The organism is Hyphobacterium sp., from assembly GCF_965228115.1.
Taxonomy (GTDB): Bacteria; Pseudomonadota; Alphaproteobacteria; order Caulobacterales; family Maricaulaceae; genus Hyphobacterium.
In genome coordinates this window covers 1,848,208-1,863,859 of sequence record NZ_OZ245794.1, presented here as the reverse complement: position 1 = coordinate 1,863,859, position 15,652 = coordinate 1,848,208, and the positions used below count along the sequence as shown (strand labels likewise).

The 15,652-nt window shown below is 58.4% G+C and carries 18 protein-coding genes; 10 read left to right on the top strand and 8 right to left on the bottom strand.

Features of this window, described 5'->3' with window-relative positions; translation table 11 throughout:
• Both ACO079_RS09690 and ACO079_RS09685 read left to right on the top strand, forming a co-directional pair.
• Complete coding sequence (locus ACO079_RS09690; RefSeq protein WP_421789548.1) at window positions 1–1,092, top strand: murein transglycosylase A; 1,092 nt, start codon at window positions 1–3, stop codon at window positions 1,090–1,092.
• The gene (locus ACO079_RS09685; RefSeq protein ID WP_421789547.1) at window positions 1,089–1,646 is read left to right on the top strand and encodes a Smr/MutS family protein; all 558 of its coding nucleotides are present in this window, start codon (window positions 1,089–1,091) and stop codon (window positions 1,644–1,646) included. Before ACO079_RS09690 ends, ACO079_RS09685 begins: the two co-directional genes overlap by 4 nt.
• On the opposite strand, the gene hslU is transcribed toward ACO079_RS09685, so the two are convergent.
• The gene (hslU, locus tag ACO079_RS09680; RefSeq protein WP_421789546.1) at window positions 1,636–2,940 is read right to left on the bottom strand and encodes an ATP-dependent protease ATPase subunit HslU; all 1,305 of its coding nucleotides are present in this window, start codon (window positions 2,938–2,940) and stop codon (window positions 1,636–1,638) included. The genes ACO079_RS09685 and hslU overlap by 11 nt on opposite strands.
• A gap of 85 nt (window positions 2,941–3,025) precedes the next feature.
• Here hslU and ACO079_RS09675 point away from each other — a divergent pair, with 85 nt between their 5' ends.
• The gene (locus ACO079_RS09675) at window positions 3,026–3,457 is read left to right on the top strand and encodes a VOC family protein (protein ID WP_421789545.1); all 432 of its coding nucleotides are present in this window, start codon (window positions 3,026–3,028) and stop codon (window positions 3,455–3,457) included.
• On the opposite strand, the gene hslV is transcribed toward ACO079_RS09675, so the two are convergent.
• The 3 genes from hslV to ACO079_RS09660 form a co-directional block, all read right to left on the bottom strand.
• The gene (gene hslV / locus ACO079_RS09670) at window positions 3,454–4,011 is read right to left on the bottom strand and encodes an ATP-dependent protease subunit HslV (RefSeq protein ID WP_421789544.1); all 558 of its coding nucleotides are present in this window, start codon (window positions 4,009–4,011) and stop codon (window positions 3,454–3,456) included. The genes ACO079_RS09675 and hslV overlap by 4 nt on opposite strands.
• Before the next feature lie 66 nt (window positions 4,012–4,077).
• Window positions 4,078–6,177, bottom strand: a complete 2,100-nt coding sequence (locus ACO079_RS09665; RefSeq protein WP_421789543.1) for a putative bifunctional diguanylate cyclase/phosphodiesterase — start codon at window positions 6,175–6,177, stop codon at window positions 4,078–4,080.
• A 241-nt stretch (window positions 6,178–6,418) separates the two neighbouring features.
• Complete coding sequence (locus ACO079_RS09660) at window positions 6,419–7,417, bottom strand: adenosine kinase (RefSeq protein WP_421789542.1); 999 nt, start codon at window positions 7,415–7,417, stop codon at window positions 6,419–6,421.
• Window positions 7,418–7,519: 102 nt separating this feature from the next.
• Here ACO079_RS09660 and ACO079_RS09655 point away from each other — a divergent pair, with 102 nt between their 5' ends.
• Complete coding sequence (locus ACO079_RS09655; RefSeq protein WP_421789541.1) at window positions 7,520–8,407, top strand: ATP-grasp domain-containing protein; 888 nt, start codon at window positions 7,520–7,522, stop codon at window positions 8,405–8,407.
• A gap of 66 nt (window positions 8,408–8,473) precedes the next feature.
• The gene (locus ACO079_RS09650; RefSeq protein ID WP_421789540.1) at window positions 8,474–8,941 is read left to right on the top strand and encodes a DUF6438 domain-containing protein; all 468 of its coding nucleotides are present in this window, start codon (window positions 8,474–8,476) and stop codon (window positions 8,939–8,941) included.
• On the opposite strand, the gene nth is transcribed toward ACO079_RS09650, so the two are convergent.
• Window positions 8,938–9,636 carry an endonuclease III gene (nth, locus tag ACO079_RS09645; protein WP_421789539.1) on the bottom strand — a complete coding sequence of 233 codons (699 nt, stop codon included), beginning with the start codon at window positions 9,634–9,636 and terminating at the stop codon, window positions 8,938–8,940. The two genes, ACO079_RS09650 and nth, sit on opposite strands and share 4 nt — an antisense overlap.
• 41 nt (window positions 9,637–9,677) lie before the next feature.
• Between nth and ACO079_RS09640 the strand changes: the two genes are divergently transcribed.
• From ACO079_RS09640 to ACO079_RS09625, 4 genes are read left to right on the top strand one after another with little or no spacing between them, the layout of a single operon-like run.
• Window positions 9,678–10,220, top strand: coding sequence for a DUF2244 domain-containing protein (locus tag ACO079_RS09640; protein ID WP_421789538.1), 543 nt, complete (start codon window positions 9,678–9,680; stop codon window positions 10,218–10,220).
• Window positions 10,168–11,103 carry a methylated-DNA--[protein]-cysteine S-methyltransferase gene (locus ACO079_RS09635; protein ID WP_421789537.1) on the top strand — a complete coding sequence of 312 codons (936 nt, stop codon included), beginning with the start codon at window positions 10,168–10,170 and terminating at the stop codon, window positions 11,101–11,103. Before ACO079_RS09640 ends, ACO079_RS09635 begins: the two co-directional genes overlap by 53 nt.
• A gap of 9 nt (window positions 11,104–11,112) precedes the next feature.
• Window positions 11,113–11,676 carry a hypothetical protein gene (locus tag ACO079_RS09630; RefSeq protein WP_421789536.1) on the top strand — a complete coding sequence of 188 codons (564 nt, stop codon included), beginning with the start codon at window positions 11,113–11,115 and terminating at the stop codon, window positions 11,674–11,676.
• Complete coding sequence (locus tag ACO079_RS09625) at window positions 11,676–12,140, top strand: VOC family protein (RefSeq protein ID WP_421789535.1); 465 nt, start codon at window positions 11,676–11,678, stop codon at window positions 12,138–12,140. Before ACO079_RS09630 ends, ACO079_RS09625 begins: the two co-directional genes overlap by 1 nt.
• A 6-nt stretch (window positions 12,141–12,146) precedes the next feature.
• Here the strand turns inward: ACO079_RS09625 and ACO079_RS09620 are convergent, their stop codons facing one another.
• Both ACO079_RS09620 and dapB read right to left on the bottom strand, forming a co-directional pair.
• Window positions 12,147–12,761 (bottom strand): helix-turn-helix transcriptional regulator, encoded by a 615-nt coding sequence (locus tag ACO079_RS09620; RefSeq protein ID WP_421789534.1) that lies wholly within the window; start codon window positions 12,759–12,761, stop codon window positions 12,147–12,149.
• A gap of 59 nt (window positions 12,762–12,820) precedes the next feature.
• Complete coding sequence (dapB, locus tag ACO079_RS09615) at window positions 12,821–13,636, bottom strand: 4-hydroxy-tetrahydrodipicolinate reductase (RefSeq protein WP_421789533.1); 816 nt, start codon at window positions 13,634–13,636, stop codon at window positions 12,821–12,823.
• Window positions 13,637–13,822: 186 nt separating this feature from the next.
• On the opposite strand from dapB, the gene ACO079_RS09610 reads away from it, so the two are divergent.
• Window positions 13,823–14,461 (top strand): TetR/AcrR family transcriptional regulator, encoded by a 639-nt coding sequence (locus ACO079_RS09610; RefSeq protein ID WP_421789532.1) that lies wholly within the window; start codon window positions 13,823–13,825, stop codon window positions 14,459–14,461.
• Between the two features lie 6 nt (window positions 14,462–14,467).
• On the opposite strand, the gene dnaJ is transcribed toward ACO079_RS09610, so the two are convergent.
• Window positions 14,468–15,637 (bottom strand): molecular chaperone DnaJ, encoded by a 1,170-nt coding sequence (dnaJ, locus tag ACO079_RS09605; RefSeq protein ID WP_421789531.1) that lies wholly within the window; start codon window positions 15,635–15,637, stop codon window positions 14,468–14,470.
• Window positions 15,638–15,652: the final 15 nt, after the last annotated feature.

Here is a 15,652-nt window from a genome sequence, read left to right as displayed (position 1 = left end):
GTGTCATCCGATCTCATCTTTGAGGCGCTCGACTGGGCAGATATTGAGACCTGGACGGATCTGGATTTGGGTCCCGCCTACAACGCGTTTGTTCGATCCTGCGTTCAAATCGCCCAATCGCCCGGCGGCCTGCCGCTTTCGCCGCGCACCGAAATTGGCGGAACGCTAGCGGACTGGCAGCCGGTCTGCGCCCAGCGGTCAGGCGATGACATACGAGGCTTCTTTGAAACCCATTTCCAGCCGGTCCGCGTCAGGTCGCTGGAAGCTGAATCGGGACTTTTGACCGGGTACTATGAACCGGAGGTGCTCGTCCGCCGGTTGCCAGAGGGTGAGTACACCCAGCCGATCCGGTCCCGTCCCGTGGATTTGCTGATCGCCGATCTCGGAGCGTTTTCTGAAGAGTTTTCGGGTCAGCGTTTGGTCGGGCGCGCAGAGGGCAGCCGGTTCGTGCCTTATCGTGAGCGCGCCGAGATCGAGGCCAGCAATGCAGGCCAACCTCTGGCCTGGGGCCGGCCGATTGATGTTTTCTTCTTGCAAATCCAGGGATCTGGCCGGCTGGTTTTTAACGATGGCGAAACGGTTCGCGCTGCGTTTGCGGCCCATAATGGCCGGCCCTATGCCAGTATTGGCCGGGAACTAGTCCAGCGCGGAGAGCTGGAACTTCATGCGGCGTCAAAATCCGGCATTGAAGCCTGGTTGAATGAAAACGGACCAGAAGCCACCGCCGAGCTGTTTGCCGTAAATCCACGTTATGTCTTTTTTGGGCTCGAGCCTTTGCCGGACCCGAATCTGGGCCCGCGCGGTGCGGCTAATCTGCCGCTGACGCCAATGGGGTCCATCGCGGTTGATCCGGCTTTTCTGCCCTATGGCGTGCCTGTGATCGTCTCGGCGGATCTACCCGATGAGCCGGGGTGGCAGGGGCTTCTGGTTACCCAGGATACGGGCGGGGCGATCCGCGGGCCAATGCGGGGGGATCTCTTTTATGGCTGGGGCGAAACAGCTGAACGCCGCGCGGGGTCCACGCGCTCGCAATCGGAATGGATTATCCTGTTGCCGCATGCGGTCGCGGCCCGTCTCACTCCGCCCGCATGAATCGCCGGCGCCTCAAGCCGGAAGAACGCGAGATCTGGCGGCAGGTAACAAAATCCGTGACGCCCTTGCACCCGGCGCCCGCTGATGTTGAGGCGGAGCCGGCTTCAATCGCTCCCAAAAAACATCAATCGACGGGCACGGGCGAAAGCCGGGCGGTGCTGAAACCGCTTCCAAAAAAACCCAGCGTCAAACCAGCCCCTGCGGATCGATCTGCCGAACGCCGTTTACGCCGGGGACGGATTGAAATCGATGCACGTATCGACCTGCATGGCATGACCCAGGATCATGCCCGCACAACACTGGGACATTTCCTGCATGGGGCCCGATCAAGAGGCTACCGGTTAGTGCTGGTGATTACGGGAAAAGGCAAAGCCAGCGCCCGTCCCAGGGTGCCAGGGGAATCCGCACCGGGAATTTTAAAACGACGCCTGCCGGATTGGCTGGCAGAGCCGGAACTCCGCCATCTGGTGTCGGGCTATGCGCGGGCGCACCAACGCCATGGCGGTGAGGGGGCCTACTACGTGACGATCCGTAACCCGGGCGCTAAAGAATAAACTTCGACAAATCGGCATTGCCAGCGAGATCGCCCACGGTTTTGCGGACATAATCCTCATCAATGGCAATGCTTTCACCGGCCCGGTCCGAGGCGGTAAACGAGATCTCCTCGACCAGTTTTTCCATCACAGTCTGCAGGCGCCTGGCACCTATATTTTCCACGCTTTCATTGACCTGGGCGGCCAATTCCGCCAGTGCATCAATCGCACCGTCGGAGAATTCGAGCGTGACGTCTTCTGTGCCCATCAGGGCCGTATACTGCTTGATCAGGCTGGCTTCAGGCTCTGTGAGGATGCGTTTGAAATCATCCTTGGTCAGGGCTCGCAGCTCGACCCGGATGGGTAGACGGCCCTGTAATTCCGGCAGCATGTCTGAGGGTTTCGCCACATGAAAGGCACCGGACGCGACGAATAGAATATGATCCGTTTTCACCGGGCCATGCTTAGTGGCGACGGTTGTGCCTTCAATGAGTGGCAGCAAGTCGCGCTGCACGCCTTCCCGTGAGACATCCGCGCCCTTGGTATCAGACCGGGCGGTGATCTTGTCGATTTCGTCCAGAAAAACGATACCATCATTCTCAACCAGCCGGATGGCCTCAGTCGCGATTGCGCTATCATCAATCAGCTTGTCAGCTTCTTCGGCGATCAAGGGCTCATAGGCCTCGCGTACGGTGGTCCGGATCCGCTTGGTGCGGCCGCCAAACCCTTTGCCCAGCATATCGGACAGATTGAGGACGCCAGCCCCGCCCGGCATTCCGGGCATGTCCAATTGCTGGAAAGGCGAGCTGGTATCCGCAAGGTCGACCTCGATTTCCTTGTCATCAAGCTCGCCGTCCCGCAATCGCTTGCGGAAGCTTTCCTTGGTGGCTTCGCTGGCACCGGGGCCGACGAGCGCCTTTAAAACGCGGTCTTCGGCGGTCTTGTGCGCACGCGCTTTGACCGAATCCCGTTTTTCGTCGCGCACCAGGCCAATCGCGACTTCAACCAGGTCGCGGGCTATTTGATCCACATCGCGGCCGACATAGCCGACTTCGGTGAATTTTGTCGCTTCAACCTTCAAGAAGGGCGCTTTTGCCAGCTTGGCCAGCCGCCGGGAGATTTCGGTTTTACCAACGCCAGTTGGGCCAATCATCAAAATATTCTTCGGCGTCACCTCCTCACGCAAACCCGGTTCCAGCCGCCGCCGCCGCCAGCGATTGCGCAGCGCGATGGCAACCGCGCGCTTGGCGTCTTTCTGGCCGATAATGAAGCGGTCGAGCTCGGAAACGATCTCGCGCGGAGAGAAATCAGTCATGGGCAGGTCCGGTGTTCCGGTTTATGTCTGACGCTGATGTAGGCCTTAAGGGCGCAAACCACAAAGCAAGCCGCTGAGTTTTTCCATGAGCACAAAAGACCGCCCCCGATTTCATCTGGCGTTTCCGGTTCATGATCTGGAGGCAGCCCGCACCTTCTATGGGGGTCTTCTTGGCTGTCCGGAGGGGCGGGAAGACCCCGGTCACTGGATCGATTTTGATTTGTTTGGCCATCAGATTGTCGCGCACTACGCGCCGGAGGAATGCGGCGGGGCCATCGCCAATGATGTTGACGGCAAAAAGGTTCCCGTCCGGCATTTCGGCTTGCTTATGGATTGGGAAGACTGGGAGGCGTTGGCTGAAAAACTACAAGCAGGTGGCGCCGATTTTCTGATCGAGCCCTATGTACGCTTTGAGGGTCAACCCGGCGAGCAGGGCACGTTTTTCGTCATCGATCCGAGCGGGAATGCGCTGGAGTTCAAGACATTCCGGAACGAAGCGCAGATTTTTGCGCGCTAGCCCGCTTCCATAACCTCAACGGTGAGGTTTTCGTTTGTGTAAACGCAGATCCGTGCCGCGATCGCCATCGCTTTGCGTGCGAGCACTTCGGCATCGTCTTCATAGTCAACAAGAGCCCGTGCGGCAGCGAGCGCATAGTTTCCGCCTGACCCGACAGCGACGACACCATCTTCGGGTTCCAGAACATCGCCCGACCCGGTCAAAAGGAAAGTCGCATCCTTATCACCGACGATCAGCATGGCTTCCAACCGCCGTAAATAGCGGTCCGTACGCCAGTCCTTGGCGAGCTCTACACAGGCGCGAGCGAGCTGTCCGGAATGTTGATCCAGCTTGGCTTCCAGCCGCTCAAACAGGGCGAATGCATCGGCCGTCGCGCCTGCGAATCCGGCGATCACCTTTCCATCGGACAGTTTGCGCACTTTTCGGGCATTGCCCTTCATGACGGTCGGGCCGACCGAGACCTGCCCGTCACCCGCTAAAACGAATTTGCCGTTCTTCCGAACGCCCAGAATGGTTGTGCCATGCCAGTTGGTGGGGTCGTTGTTGTCGCTCACAAGATCAGCTCCGCGCGGTTTCAAGCGCAGAGTTGGCGGTCAGCTTTGTGAGGTCAAGCTCAGGCGTCAGGCGCTTGCTGCACGAATCTCATCGGCAAGGCTGGCGCGCGCATAGGCTTCGAAGTCCTCGCAGGGCACCGGTTTGGAGAAGAGATAACCTTGCGCCAGCGTGGCGCCCTCTTCACGCAGCGCAGTCAGCTGCTCGGTCGTTTCAACGCCTTCAGCAACGGTTTTCAGCTTCAACGCTTTTGCCAGAGCCAGAATGGTTTCCACCACCGCCCGGGCGTGTGGATCCTGCGCCATCGAGCGCACAAAGCTCTGGTCAATCTTGAAGACGTCGAACGGCATTTTTGTCAGATAAGACAAGGAGGAGTGCCCGGTTCCGAAGTCATCAATCGCGAACTTCACGCCGCGGTCCCGAAGCGGCTGGACCTGATCGATGACGCGTTGCGGATCGCGCATGGCAATGGATTCAGTCAGTTCGATCTCGAGCAGTTCCGGCGGCAAACCGGTCTGTTCCAAAATCTCCATTACACTGTCGGCAAATCCCGGCCGCTCGAACTGAATGGCCGATACATTGACTGCCACCGGCAAGCGCAGACCCTCGCTGGCCCATTCTGCGGCCTGTTGACAGGCTTTACGCATGACCCAGTCACCAATTTCACCAATCAAGCCGGATTCTTCCGCTGCCTCGATAAAGTGACCTGGCGTCAGGAGCCCGGATGTTGGATGGTTCCAGCGGACGAGCGCCTCGGACCCCTCAACAAGCCCATCGCTCATCCGGACTTTCGGCTGATAGTAGACCACCAGCTGGTCATTCTTGACGGCATCGCGGAGCTCATTTTCAAGAACAAGCCGCTCAAAGGCCGACTGGTTCATCGAAGGTTCGAAGAATTTGACGGTGTTACCGCCCGATTGCTTGGCGTGTGCCATGGCGAGATCGGCATGGCGCAGCAGGCTTTCGGGTTCGGCCCCATCCTGCGGGAAAACGGCCGCCCCGACGCTGATACCCAGAAAGACCTGGTGCCCGGAAATATCAAATGGCCGGCTGATCGCGGAAATGATCTGTTGCGCGTAGCGCGCAATATCAGAAACGCTGTCAACCTGCGGCACGAGAATCGTGAACTCATCGCCACCAAGCCGCGCGACCAGAGACGGCTCGCCCCGGCCGCCATGCGCCAGGTCAAATCCGCGGGCGGTTTCACGCAGGCGGCGAGCAACCAGTTCGAGCAACCTGTCGCCCTCTCCCATTCCAAGCGAGTCATTGACGCGCTTGAACCGGTCGAGATCGAGAAACAGAACTGCACCGCTGGATTCGGTTTCTGCCGCCTTGCCGGTTACGCGCTCGACTTCCTTGCGGAACCGCTCCCGGTTTGGAAGCTCGGTCACCAGATCGACATAGGCAAGCCGGTGAATGCGCTTCAGGTTGGAATCGATCCGGGACAGCATGCGGTTAAACGCATTGGCCAGGACCTCAAGCTCGTCCCCGGTTTTGACATTGATGCGCACATCCAGAGACTTGGATGAAGCGGTTCTTGCGGCTTCCGTGAGCTTGGAAATCGGGCGCAACGATGCATAAACCAGACCGGCGGCGACTGGCAGAAGCACCAACAAGGCGAACAATGCGGTAAGCATGTGGCGGCGCATGGCGATATTTGCCTCGGCGCGAAGTCCCAGCATGGAAGATTGTGTGTAGACCACGCCCATCAGACGGTTTGCGGAACTATAGACGGGTGCCGCAACATGAAGCGTTTCGCTGCGGATTTCGTGGCGGGTTTCGCCTGAACCCAGCGCCATAACCACAAGCGGGTCAGCAGCGCGTCCGGAATCGATCAGATTGGCCGGGTCGCTATGGACCAGGATCCGGCGGCGTGCGTCGGTAATAAAGGCCTGCTCTACATCGGCACGTTCAATCAGGCTGGCAATCCTGCTTTGCAGGCGAGTTGTGTCCTCTGCCATGATATCGTCTGAAATATTCAGCGCGAGAATTTGCGCTTTCATGCCGGCGCGCTCGATCAGGACCGCTTCATTCTCGCGCCGATCGCTACTGTTTTCGATCACCATGAGAAGCGCAGCTGTGACGATCATCAACAGCGCCGTCATTACGGTGAATTTCATCACCAGCGAGCGCATGAAGCGGGAAATCAGACTGTGAAGCGGTGCCATGGAGCGCCCTTGATCAGGTGTTCCGGGCCAGGACCGGCTTACAGAATTTCGGGCACGCCCGATTGTTTGATTTGTAAGCTTTCATCCCCAACCACCCGGGTTATTTGTGTTCTTTTCGGATGGCACACTGGCAGAAAGGGTTTGAAACCCCGTTAAAAAGGGAATCAGTTTTCGTTAACAGGTTGCAAGCAGGTGTTGCTCTGCTGATCTCCCGAGTCAGCTCACTTAATGTGAGATCGGGTCAGAGCTCGATACCAGCTTGCGCCGCGAGCGCTTTCAGGTCCGCCATCGGACGCGCGCCATAGTGTGAGATCACTTCTGCCGCCGCTATAGCACCAAGTTGGCCAGATGATTCCAGGCTCAACCCCTTGGCCAACCCGGTCAGCATGCCGGCTGCAAACAGATCGCCTGCACCTGTCGTGTCGATGACTTTTTCGACGGGAACAGCCGGGACTGAAGCGACATGTCCGCGGTCAATCAGGACCGCCCCTTTTTCGGAGCGCGTCACCGCGGCGATCCGGGTTTCGGCCCTCACGCTTTCCAAAGCCCCATCAAAATTGTCGGCTTCATAAAGCGAGATCAATTCAGCCTCATTGGCGAACAGGATGTCGACATGATTGCGCACCAACTGGCGGAAAGCGGCGCGATGCCGGTCGACGCAAAAGCTGTCTGACAGTGTCAGAGCGGTCAGCCTTCCGGCGGCCTTGGCGACCTCGGCGGCCCGGACGAAAGCCTGTTTGGCTTCGTCGCGATCAAACAGATACCCCTCCAGATACGTAATCTTGGCGGTCGCGATCTTTTCCGCATTGATATCGCTTTCAGAGAAAAAGACCGAGGCTCCCAGAAACGTGGACATCGATCGCTGGGCATCCGGCGTTACATTGATCAGGCAGCGTGCTGTGGCGGCACCACCAACCAGTGGCGTCGTCGTATAGTCTACGCCAGCCGCATTCAGATCATGCCGGAAAATCTCTCCGAGGGCATCGTCTGCGACTTTTCCAATATAGGCTCCGCGGGCCCCGAAAGCAGCAATTCCCGCAAGCGTATTTGCGGCAGATCCACCGGAAACTTCCTGTCCGGGCGCCATCTCATCATAGAGCTGTTTGGCGCGGACCTCATCAATGAGGGTCATCCCGCCTTTCTCGATATTCTGTTCGGTCAGAAAGGCGTCATCGCAAGGCGCAATGACGTCAACGATTGCATTGCCGACGCCCGTGATATCGAATTTTGCATCCGTCATTTCGCCTACCCTTATGATCCGCGCTGTCGGTCGGGCCTTAGCCCGGCCAGCGCGGCGCTGCAAGCTTGCCCGCTGCACGGCATCGCGCTAGGCGCTCCCTTCATGAGACGGATCGCTTTTCTTACTGCCGCCTGCATGATTGAGGGCCTCCCAGAAGCCCGTACGGATGCCTGGGAACACACGCTCGAATTTGCAGCTTTACAACCCGCCTGCCGGTTGCGGGCGATCTCTCTGGAGGCGGTGATCTGGGACGATCCAGGGTTTGACCCGGAAGCCTTCGAAGCCATCATTGTGGGTACGTGTTGGGATTATATGGAAAAGCCGGAAGCGTTTCTGTCTGCCCTTGACCGGTTTGCACGTTTGCGTCCCTTGTTAAATCCGCTGGCTACGATCCGCTGGAACAGTGACAAAGGCTATTTGCGGGATCTCGAAACAGAGGGGGTCCCGACCATCCCCACACTTTGGGCCGACCGGGCAGATGATGACACCTTGCTCGCCGCTTTTGAGGCACTCGACGCCGAGGACATTGTTGCAAAACCTCGCATTGGCGCCAGCGCCTGGCGTCAGGTGCGGCTGCGCAAGGGCGGCCCCCTGCCGCCTGTTGAAGAGCGTCCGCCGGCAGCCTGTCTGATCCAGCCTTTTCTGAAAGCGGCTGAAACCGAGGGCGAGATGACGCTGCTTTTTTTCGATCGGGTCTTTTCGCATGGCCTCGTCAAGCGTCCCAGACACGGTGACTACCGCACGCAATCCATGTACGGCGCCAACGAAACCGCGACCGATCCGCCCGCCGATGCGCTGGAGGTCGCTCAAGCTGCGCTAGATGCTGTCGAAGGTGCGCTTCTCTATGCCCGCGTAGATTTAATGCGCGGCGCAGATCGCGGATGGAAGGTCATGGAGCTCGAGTTGATCGAACCCTATTTCTACCCCGAGCAGGGGCCGTTTCTTGGAGCCCATTTTGCGGCATCGCTTGACCGTTTGTTAGCCGCTTGAAACGAACGTCATGACAAGGCCGCGATTGTGGTGCATGTTGGTGAAAATTGACCGGAGACGTTCTTGATGCGCGCTTTTTTGCTCTCCATTTCATTTTTTGCTCTTGCGGCCTGCGCCACAACGGGCAGGTCATCGGACCGGATTGAAATTTCCGAAGGTGCCTGTTTTGGTTCCTGCCCGATCTATGACCTGACGCTCAGCCCGGATGACCGATATGTTTTGAATGGTCAAAGGTTCACCCGCGTGAACGGCCTAACGGAGGGCGCGCTTTCAGAAGGCTCTTACGCCTATATGGCGCGGCTTCTATCTGATGCGGACTTCTTCAACCTGCCGTCGGACATTACTTTTAATAATCCCGAGCTTTGCCCCGGTCCTGAATTGTCCGATCTGCCACCTTTCACGGTTACCTGGACGACGCGGCGCGGCAGCCATACCGTGGTCTGGTATACGGGGTGCCGGAACCCGGTGATGCGGGACCTGCGCGACGGTTTGCGTGACGGCTTCGGTTATCAATCGATCGTGCAGCCGGGCTAGGCCACCGTTTTATCTTCAAAGCGGCATAAATCGGCAATGGCGCAATTCGGGCAATCCGGCTTGCGTGCCTTGCAAGTGTACCGTCCATGAAGGATGAGCCAGTGATGCGCTCCCTTCAGGAAAGGTTCCGGCGTGATCGCCTCGAGCTTCAACTCGACGTCCAGCGGATTTTTTCCCGGCGCCATTCCGGTCCGGTTTGAAACCCGGAAAATATGCGTATCCACCGCGATGGTGGGTTCGCCGAACGCTTCGTTCATCACCACATTGGCCGTCTTGCGGCCAACACCGGGAAGTTTTTCCAACGCTTCGCGGGTGCGCGGCACCTCGCCGCCAAACTCTTCGAGGATCATTTTCGAGAGTGCATAGACATTCCTGGCCTTGTTGCGGAACAGGCCAATGGTCTTGATATGCTCGCGTATGCCATCCTCGCCCAGGGCGATCATCTTCTCGGGTGTGTCGGCTGCCGCAAACAGGCCTCTTGTTGCTTTGTTCACGCCTACATCGGTTGCCTGTGCTGAAAGGGCGACGGCAACCACAAGCGTGTAGGGGCTTGAGTATTCAAGTTCGGTTCGCGGATCGGGGCGCACTTCCGCCAGCCGGGCATAAAGATCCGCAGCTTCTTCCGTCGTGAAGGGTGGGGGTTTTTTCTTTCGCGGCATGACGAAGCCATAGCGCGGTGCGCGGCAAACTGTCATCCTGCTTTCTGCGGAAATTTATCAGGCTAGTATCTATCGGAATGACGGATGCGATTGAAACCTTTCCGGCTTTTGACGGATTGCCCGAGGAGATGAGGGGCGAGCTTTTTATGGATGCCGTTCTGGCTCCGAACCGGTCTTTGCGAAACCCCGGTTTTATCGCGTTGATGGCGATCATGTGTGCCGTCAGCTTCGCTGCGGGTGTGATCTATTGGCGAATGGGGGCCTGGCCGATCCCGTTTTTCTTCGGCCTTGATGTGATTCTGGTCTGGCTGGCGTTCAAAATCAGCTATCGGGATGGCCGCCGCCGCGAGATCATCCGGATTTCGAGCGATCGGATACTGATCCATCGTCAACACGCGAATGGCGCGGTCCGGCATTATGAACTGCCCATGGCCTGGACGCGGGTTAAAGTTCACAAACCCGGCCTTCATGATGCAGCGATTGAGCTGTCGGTATCGGGAAAGCGGCTGATTGTTGGCACCTTCCTCAGCCCGCCAGAGCGCCCGGAGCTGGGCGTGGCCATACAGAATGCACTTTTCCGGGCCAAACGCGCCCTACCGCAAGAAGCGGGTGGCGCTTGAGGTGATCCCGCGCGACAGTCAGCACATGACGATGACCGAATCCGACACCGCTTATGACCTTTACTCCGCCGAACGCGACTATGACAGGATCAGCGAAGCGCTGAGCTTTCTGGGCAATCATTGGCGCCACCATCCGGACCTGGAAACTGCAGCCAAGGCCGCCGGTCTATCCCCTCATCATTTCCAACGCATATTCACGCGCTGGGTGGGGGTCAGCCCCAAGAAATATGTTGGGGCGCTGGCTCACTCTGCTGCTCGCAATGCGATCGAGGGCGGCGCAAATATTCTTGATGCCAGTTTCGAAGCGGGATTATCCGGACCCGGCCGCCTTCATGATCTTTTCATTGCCCATGAATCGGTGACACCCGGGCAGGCAAAATCGCGCGGCCGGGGCTTGTCCTTTGTCTGGGGCGCAGCGCCAACGCCTTTCGGCGAAGGCGTGTTTCTGATCGCGCCGCGCGGCCTGTCCGCTCTGGCATTTGCCGACCCGGATATTGAAACCGCCATGGCAGACCTCCGGCACCGTTACCCGGCGGCCAGTTATCAGCGGAATGATGACGATGCCCTGGACTGGTCGAACCGCATTTTCGCCAATCGGGGACAATCCTTGCCGCTGGCGCTCTATGGGACGCCCTGGCAGCGGCAAGTCTGGAAAGCATTATTGACCATTCCTTCCGGCCAAACCGTCACCTACCGTGACATCGCGACCGAGGTTTGCACCCCCAAGGCGTCGCGCGCTGTTGGGGCGGCCGTTGGGGCCAATCCTGTAAGCTGGCTTATCCCTTGCCATCGGGTTCTGGCATCTGATGGCCGGCTAACCGGCTATCATTGGGGTGTGAATCGCAAGCGGGCCATGCTGGCATATGAGGCCGTGAGCGCCTAGATTTGGCGCATGATCAACCCGTTCTTGATCGCTGCGATTTTTGCGCTGTTGGCTGCGCTGGCCCTATGCATCCGCTGGATAATTGCGGCTGGCGCTCTGCGTCAGGAGGCCAGGCAGGAATATGCCGGGCGGCAAACCGATCGCGCGCAAACGATCAAGGGCGTCAGCGAAGCCGAGTTCGTCCGCATATATCTGGGCGGATATAGCCCGCGCTGGACACTCTATGCGGCTGCGGCTCTGATCGCTGCTATCCTGATTACAGCGCCTGCGGTCATGGGGCTGGTTTATTTCTGGAATTGGGTCACCGCGGCACTGGGCGCAGGTGATGTTTTCGCGCCCGGGTATTACCCTTGGATGTTTTACATGTTCTTCGGCCTGGTCGCGTCGTGGGCGTTTTGCGGTTTTGTCGCCGCCCGTTTTCACCACGCACGTGCGCCGGAACCCTTCCAGCCCGCCTTGATGCGTGCACGGGGGGAGTCCCTTGATGATGTCGAGATCAAACGTCCGCGGCCAAAATGGGCCAAGCGAGCGAAATTGATCGCAGCGGAACGTAAAAACCAGGAGGCACCCTGATGGAATATCTGCACACAATGATCCGCATCAGCGATGTAGATGAGTCATTGAAATTTTTCTGTGAGGGGCTTGGGCTCGAGGTCATTCGGCGGGTCGATGCCGAGGCCGGGCGGTTTACACTGATCTTTCTGGCAAGCCCAGATGATATGAGGCGCGGCGGATTCAGCGGTGATGAAAGCCCCATTCCGGCCGGTTTGCCGACCATTGAGCTTACGCATAACTGGGATCCCGAGGACTATACGGGCGGGCGCAATTTCGGACACCTGGCGTATCGCGTCGCGGACATTTATGCCTCATGCGCGCGAATGGCATCGCTGGGCTATACGATCCACCGGCCACCCCGGGATGGAAAAATGGCCTTCGTCAAATCACCCGACGATATTTCCGTCGAATTGCTGCAGGCTGGCGAGGCCTTGCCCCCTGAGGAGCCCTGGGTTTCCATGGAAAATGAGGGGAGCTGGTAGCCGCCCCTAACTCCGCAGTGTCAACTTGCGTATCCGCTCAATTCGCAGATGAACCAGCCCGTCAGGAGTTGACAGCGTTAGGATAAATATATCTCCGACGGGGGTTATCGCCATTGGGCGTCCGATATATTCACCATCGCTTTCGTCAAGTTCCACATAGCGAATCCGAATATTATTATCCTGATCAAGGGCGCGCTTCAAAGCATCCATAATCGCCGGCACTGGGCGCAAGTTGTCAGTAAGTGACAAAAGCGCCTGTGACCGGGTGCGGGCGAGTCTTTGTTCGCCCAGGACTTTTTCCAGCCGCGATTGAACAGCGTTGGCATCTAGGGCTGCGTCCTCATCCGCTGTTAACGCCATCAGGCGGGCGCCTCGCCAAAGAAGCTGCGCCTGGCGCCATGTCATGGAAACGGGGGGCGGCCCTTCATCTGGTGCCAGCATGTAGCCCAGCCCGGCCTCCCCTTCGATCGGAATGCCGGAATCGATCAGTTTCGCCATGTCGCGGTAGATTGTACGTTCAGATACGCTGAAACGCTCCGCGATGTGTTGAGCGGTCAAAGATCCGGGTGCGGCTTGTTTTAAAGCACGGACAATCTCTACAAGGCGGCGGGCGCGGCTCATGTCACCTCCTGACGCACCAGACTCTAATGCGCAGCATTGAGGGAAAGGTCAAGCACTCTCTAGGGTTGGCCTCCGATCACGTCTTTCATGGCATACAGCCCGGGTTTCTGGCGTATCAGCCATAGCGTTGCTGTGAGCGCCCCAAGTGCGAAAACCCGCCGGTCCAGCGCGCGATGACCGATCGAAATAACTTCGTTGCTCGAAAGGAAATCCACCACGTGTTCGCCCACGATTCCGCCGCCTCGCTGCGACGAGAATCCAATGGCACCCGGCATGCGCCGTTGATTGGACCCCGAACGGCCCTTTTCTGCCACCATATCAAGAATCTGCTCGCGGCCTTTTGCTACCGCCTCCCCCAGCGCCAGCGCCGTTCCTGAAGGGGCGTCTGTTTTGTCGCGATGGTGGGTTTCGGAAATTTCGGCGTCCCAACGCTCCACCGGGAGGCCGCTGGCGGCCATGGACACAAGCATTTCAACGAGCGTCAGGCCGATGGAGAAGTTTCGCGCGGCGAGAACAGGAAAAACTTTGGACGCCTCGCGCAACGCATCGGTCTGTTCAACGCCAAGCCCCGTCACGCCGCACACCAGAGCCGGTCCACCCATTTCTGTTAAACGGCGGGCGATCGCGCCGCTGGCCTGGGCTGTCGAGGCATCGATGACAACATCGGTACCGTCCAGCGCATCTTCTAGCCTGACGACGGCTGTTTTCCCGACCCAGCCTGCGCCGGCGATCTCTCCAAGATCCTGTTCGGTATAACCTGAATCGGAACGCACCACTCCGCTGGCGAGCTCAAAGCGCTCGTCGAGCAAAACTTCTCTGGCGATGGCGCTGCCGAGACGGCCACCAACACCCGCAATACAGACCTTAATCGTCATCTGCTTTCCTCCCGCACCCGATTCTCGCTCATAGAGCCGGCAGACTCTCCCAAATTAGGGTTAATGCCGCGTACATTTTCGCGCGAGACGTGTCCCCCCTATTACAGAACTAGAATTTGGTTCGAAATTAAGATATGAGCTAATCTACTGAACTTTCGTAACTTAAAAAAGGTTAACGACGAGAACATGAAAGCCTCTGTGGAAAATACTGGGGTCGCGAAAGAGCTGGGCGTGCGGCCCGCTATGCAGGCGCGCAGCCGGGCAACCCGTCAGAGAATTCTCAAAGTTCTCGAGAAATCCGTTCAGGATGGCAGCGTCGACCGCCTTACGGTTGCGGATATTGCGAAGAAGGCAAAGTCGTCCGTTGGCGCTTTCTATGGCCGCTTTTCCGATAAGGCAGCGGCGTTGGATGCGCTGTATTCTGACCGGATCTCGAGCCTGTCGCAAATGTTAATGGAGCTCAATCGCGAGGCCCGCCGCCATCGCGATGTGCACCGCTGGATCGGAAGCGTCGCGCAAACCAGTCAAACGCACGCTTATGACAACCAGACTTTGCTATCGCGATTGGCCGGGCGGCCTGCAGGGCTTGCCCAACTTCCGCCAGAAGTGATCGATGACACAGCCAACACCTTGTCTGTTCTCAAGATTAAGCCGCCGCATTTTGCGCCCCCGGCCGCCGCATTTCTCATGAAAATGGTGATGGGCCTCAGCCGAGATGCGGCACTGTTCCAGGCCAGCAAAAACACGGATGAAGCTGGCCGACGCGTGTTTGTCTCGGATTTGCAGAAAGCGGCGCTCTGGTACCTTACCGCGCCGTCGGCTTGATGCATTCTAGGCGTTGGGACGCCCGTCTTCGCTGGTCAGATCATCCCAGAAACGCTTGGCTTTGCCCATGAAGCCTTCAGATTCGGGATTACAGTTTCCGCCGGATAGATCACAGAATTCCTCGAGCAATTCTTTTTGCCGATCTGTCAGGTTTCGCGGTGTTTCGACATAAAGCTCGACAATCATATCGCCGCGAGGCCCTCCCCGCAGGCGAGGCATGCCCTTGCCTTTCAAGCGCATCCGTTTTCCGGTTTGCGAGGCCGCCGGGATCTTAAGCTCAGCCTTGCCGCCATCGATAACGGGACAGCAGATCGACCCTCCAAGCGCGGCTGTCACCATGGGTACGGTGGCGCGGCAATAAAGGTTGGGGCCGTCGCGCTCGAACAATTCATCATGGCGAATGGAAACAAATATGTACAAATCACCGCGTGGGCCGCCCTTGGCCCCGGCTTCGCCTTCGCCCGCCAGGCGGATCCGCATTCCATCTTCGACGCCGGCCGGAATATCGACATTGAGCGAGCGAACCTTGCGGACTTGCCCTACGCCATCACACGCCTGGCAAGGCGTAGTAACGGTCTTACCCTGACCGCCACACCGCGGGCAGGTTTGGCGAATGCGGAACATGCCGTTTCCAGCCGTGACGACACCCGCGCCCGCGCATTGCGGACAGGTTTCAAGCGACGTGCCTGGCTCCGCCCCGTTGCCGTCACATCGCTCACAGGTGAGGTTTGTTGGGACTTTCAGGGTTTCAGATTTGCCGGCAAAGGCATCCTGGAGATTGACTTCAAGATCATAGCGAAGGTCTGAACCGCGTGCGGGCCCGCCTCGCTGACGGCCACGACCGCCCCCCATACCGCCAAAGGCACCGCCAAACACCTGCTCGAATATGTCGGCGAAATCGGCGGCGCCGGCCTGTCCGCCAAACGGACCCTGTCCGCCGCCCATACCGCCTTCAAAGGCGGCATGTCCCATGCGGTCATAGGCGGCGCGTTTTTCCGGGTCGGACAGGATAGCGTAAGCCTCGCCAACTTCTTTGAAACGGGCCTCGGCCTCCTTGTCGTCCGGATTGCGATCCGGATGATACTGCATGGCAAGTTTCCGGTAAGCGCTTTTCAGCGCCTTTTCATCGACGCTGCGGTCGACGCCCAGAACTTCGTAGTAATCACGCTTGGCCATGGCACTTGTCCCGGA

Excerpts from the sequence above, each read along its gene's own strand:
- ACO079_RS09625 (WP_421789535.1), top strand. The coding sequence starts at position 11,676 with ATGGAATATCTGCACACAATGATCCGCATCAGCGATGTAGATGAGTCA.
- ACO079_RS09685 (WP_421789547.1), top strand. The coding sequence starts at position 1,089 with ATGAATCGCCGGCGCCTCAAGCCGGAAGAACGCGAGATCTGGCGGCAG.
- dapB (WP_421789533.1), bottom strand. The coding sequence starts at position 13,636 with ATGACGATTAAGGTCTGTATTGCGGGTGTTGGTGGCCGTCTCGGCAGC.
- ACO079_RS09630 (WP_421789536.1), top strand. The coding sequence starts at position 11,113 with ATGATCAACCCGTTCTTGATCGCTGCGATTTTTGCGCTGTTGGCTGCG.
- nth (WP_421789539.1), bottom strand. The coding sequence starts at position 9,636 with ATGACAGTTTGCCGCGCACCGCGCTATGGCTTCGTCATGCCGCGAAAG.
- hslU (WP_421789546.1), bottom strand. The coding sequence starts at position 2,940 with ATGACTGATTTCTCTCCGCGCGAGATCGTTTCCGAGCTCGACCGCTTC.
- ACO079_RS09675 (WP_421789545.1), top strand. The coding sequence starts at position 3,026 with ATGAGCACAAAAGACCGCCCCCGATTTCATCTGGCGTTTCCGGTTCAT.
- ACO079_RS09655 (WP_421789541.1), top strand. The coding sequence starts at position 7,520 with ATGAGACGGATCGCTTTTCTTACTGCCGCCTGCATGATTGAGGGCCTC.
- ACO079_RS09640 (WP_421789538.1), top strand. The coding sequence starts at position 9,678 with ATGACGGATGCGATTGAAACCTTTCCGGCTTTTGACGGATTGCCCGAG.
- ACO079_RS09650 (WP_421789540.1), top strand. The coding sequence starts at position 8,474 with ATGCGCGCTTTTTTGCTCTCCATTTCATTTTTTGCTCTTGCGGCCTGC.
- ACO079_RS09620 (WP_421789534.1), bottom strand. The coding sequence starts at position 12,761 with ATGAGCCGCGCCCGCCGCCTTGTAGAGATTGTCCGTGCTTTAAAACAA.
- dnaJ (WP_421789531.1), bottom strand. The coding sequence starts at position 15,637 with ATGGCCAAGCGTGATTACTACGAAGTTCTGGGCGTCGACCGCAGCGTC.
- ACO079_RS09660 (WP_421789542.1), bottom strand. The coding sequence starts at position 7,417 with ATGACGGATGCAAAATTCGATATCACGGGCGTCGGCAATGCAATCGTT.
- ACO079_RS09635 (WP_421789537.1), top strand. The coding sequence starts at position 10,168 with ATGCACTTTTCCGGGCCAAACGCGCCCTACCGCAAGAAGCGGGTGGCG.
- ACO079_RS09610 (WP_421789532.1), top strand. The coding sequence starts at position 13,823 with ATGAAAGCCTCTGTGGAAAATACTGGGGTCGCGAAAGAGCTGGGCGTG.
- ACO079_RS09665 (WP_421789543.1), bottom strand. The coding sequence starts at position 6,177 with ATGGCACCGCTTCACAGTCTGATTTCCCGCTTCATGCGCTCGCTGGTG.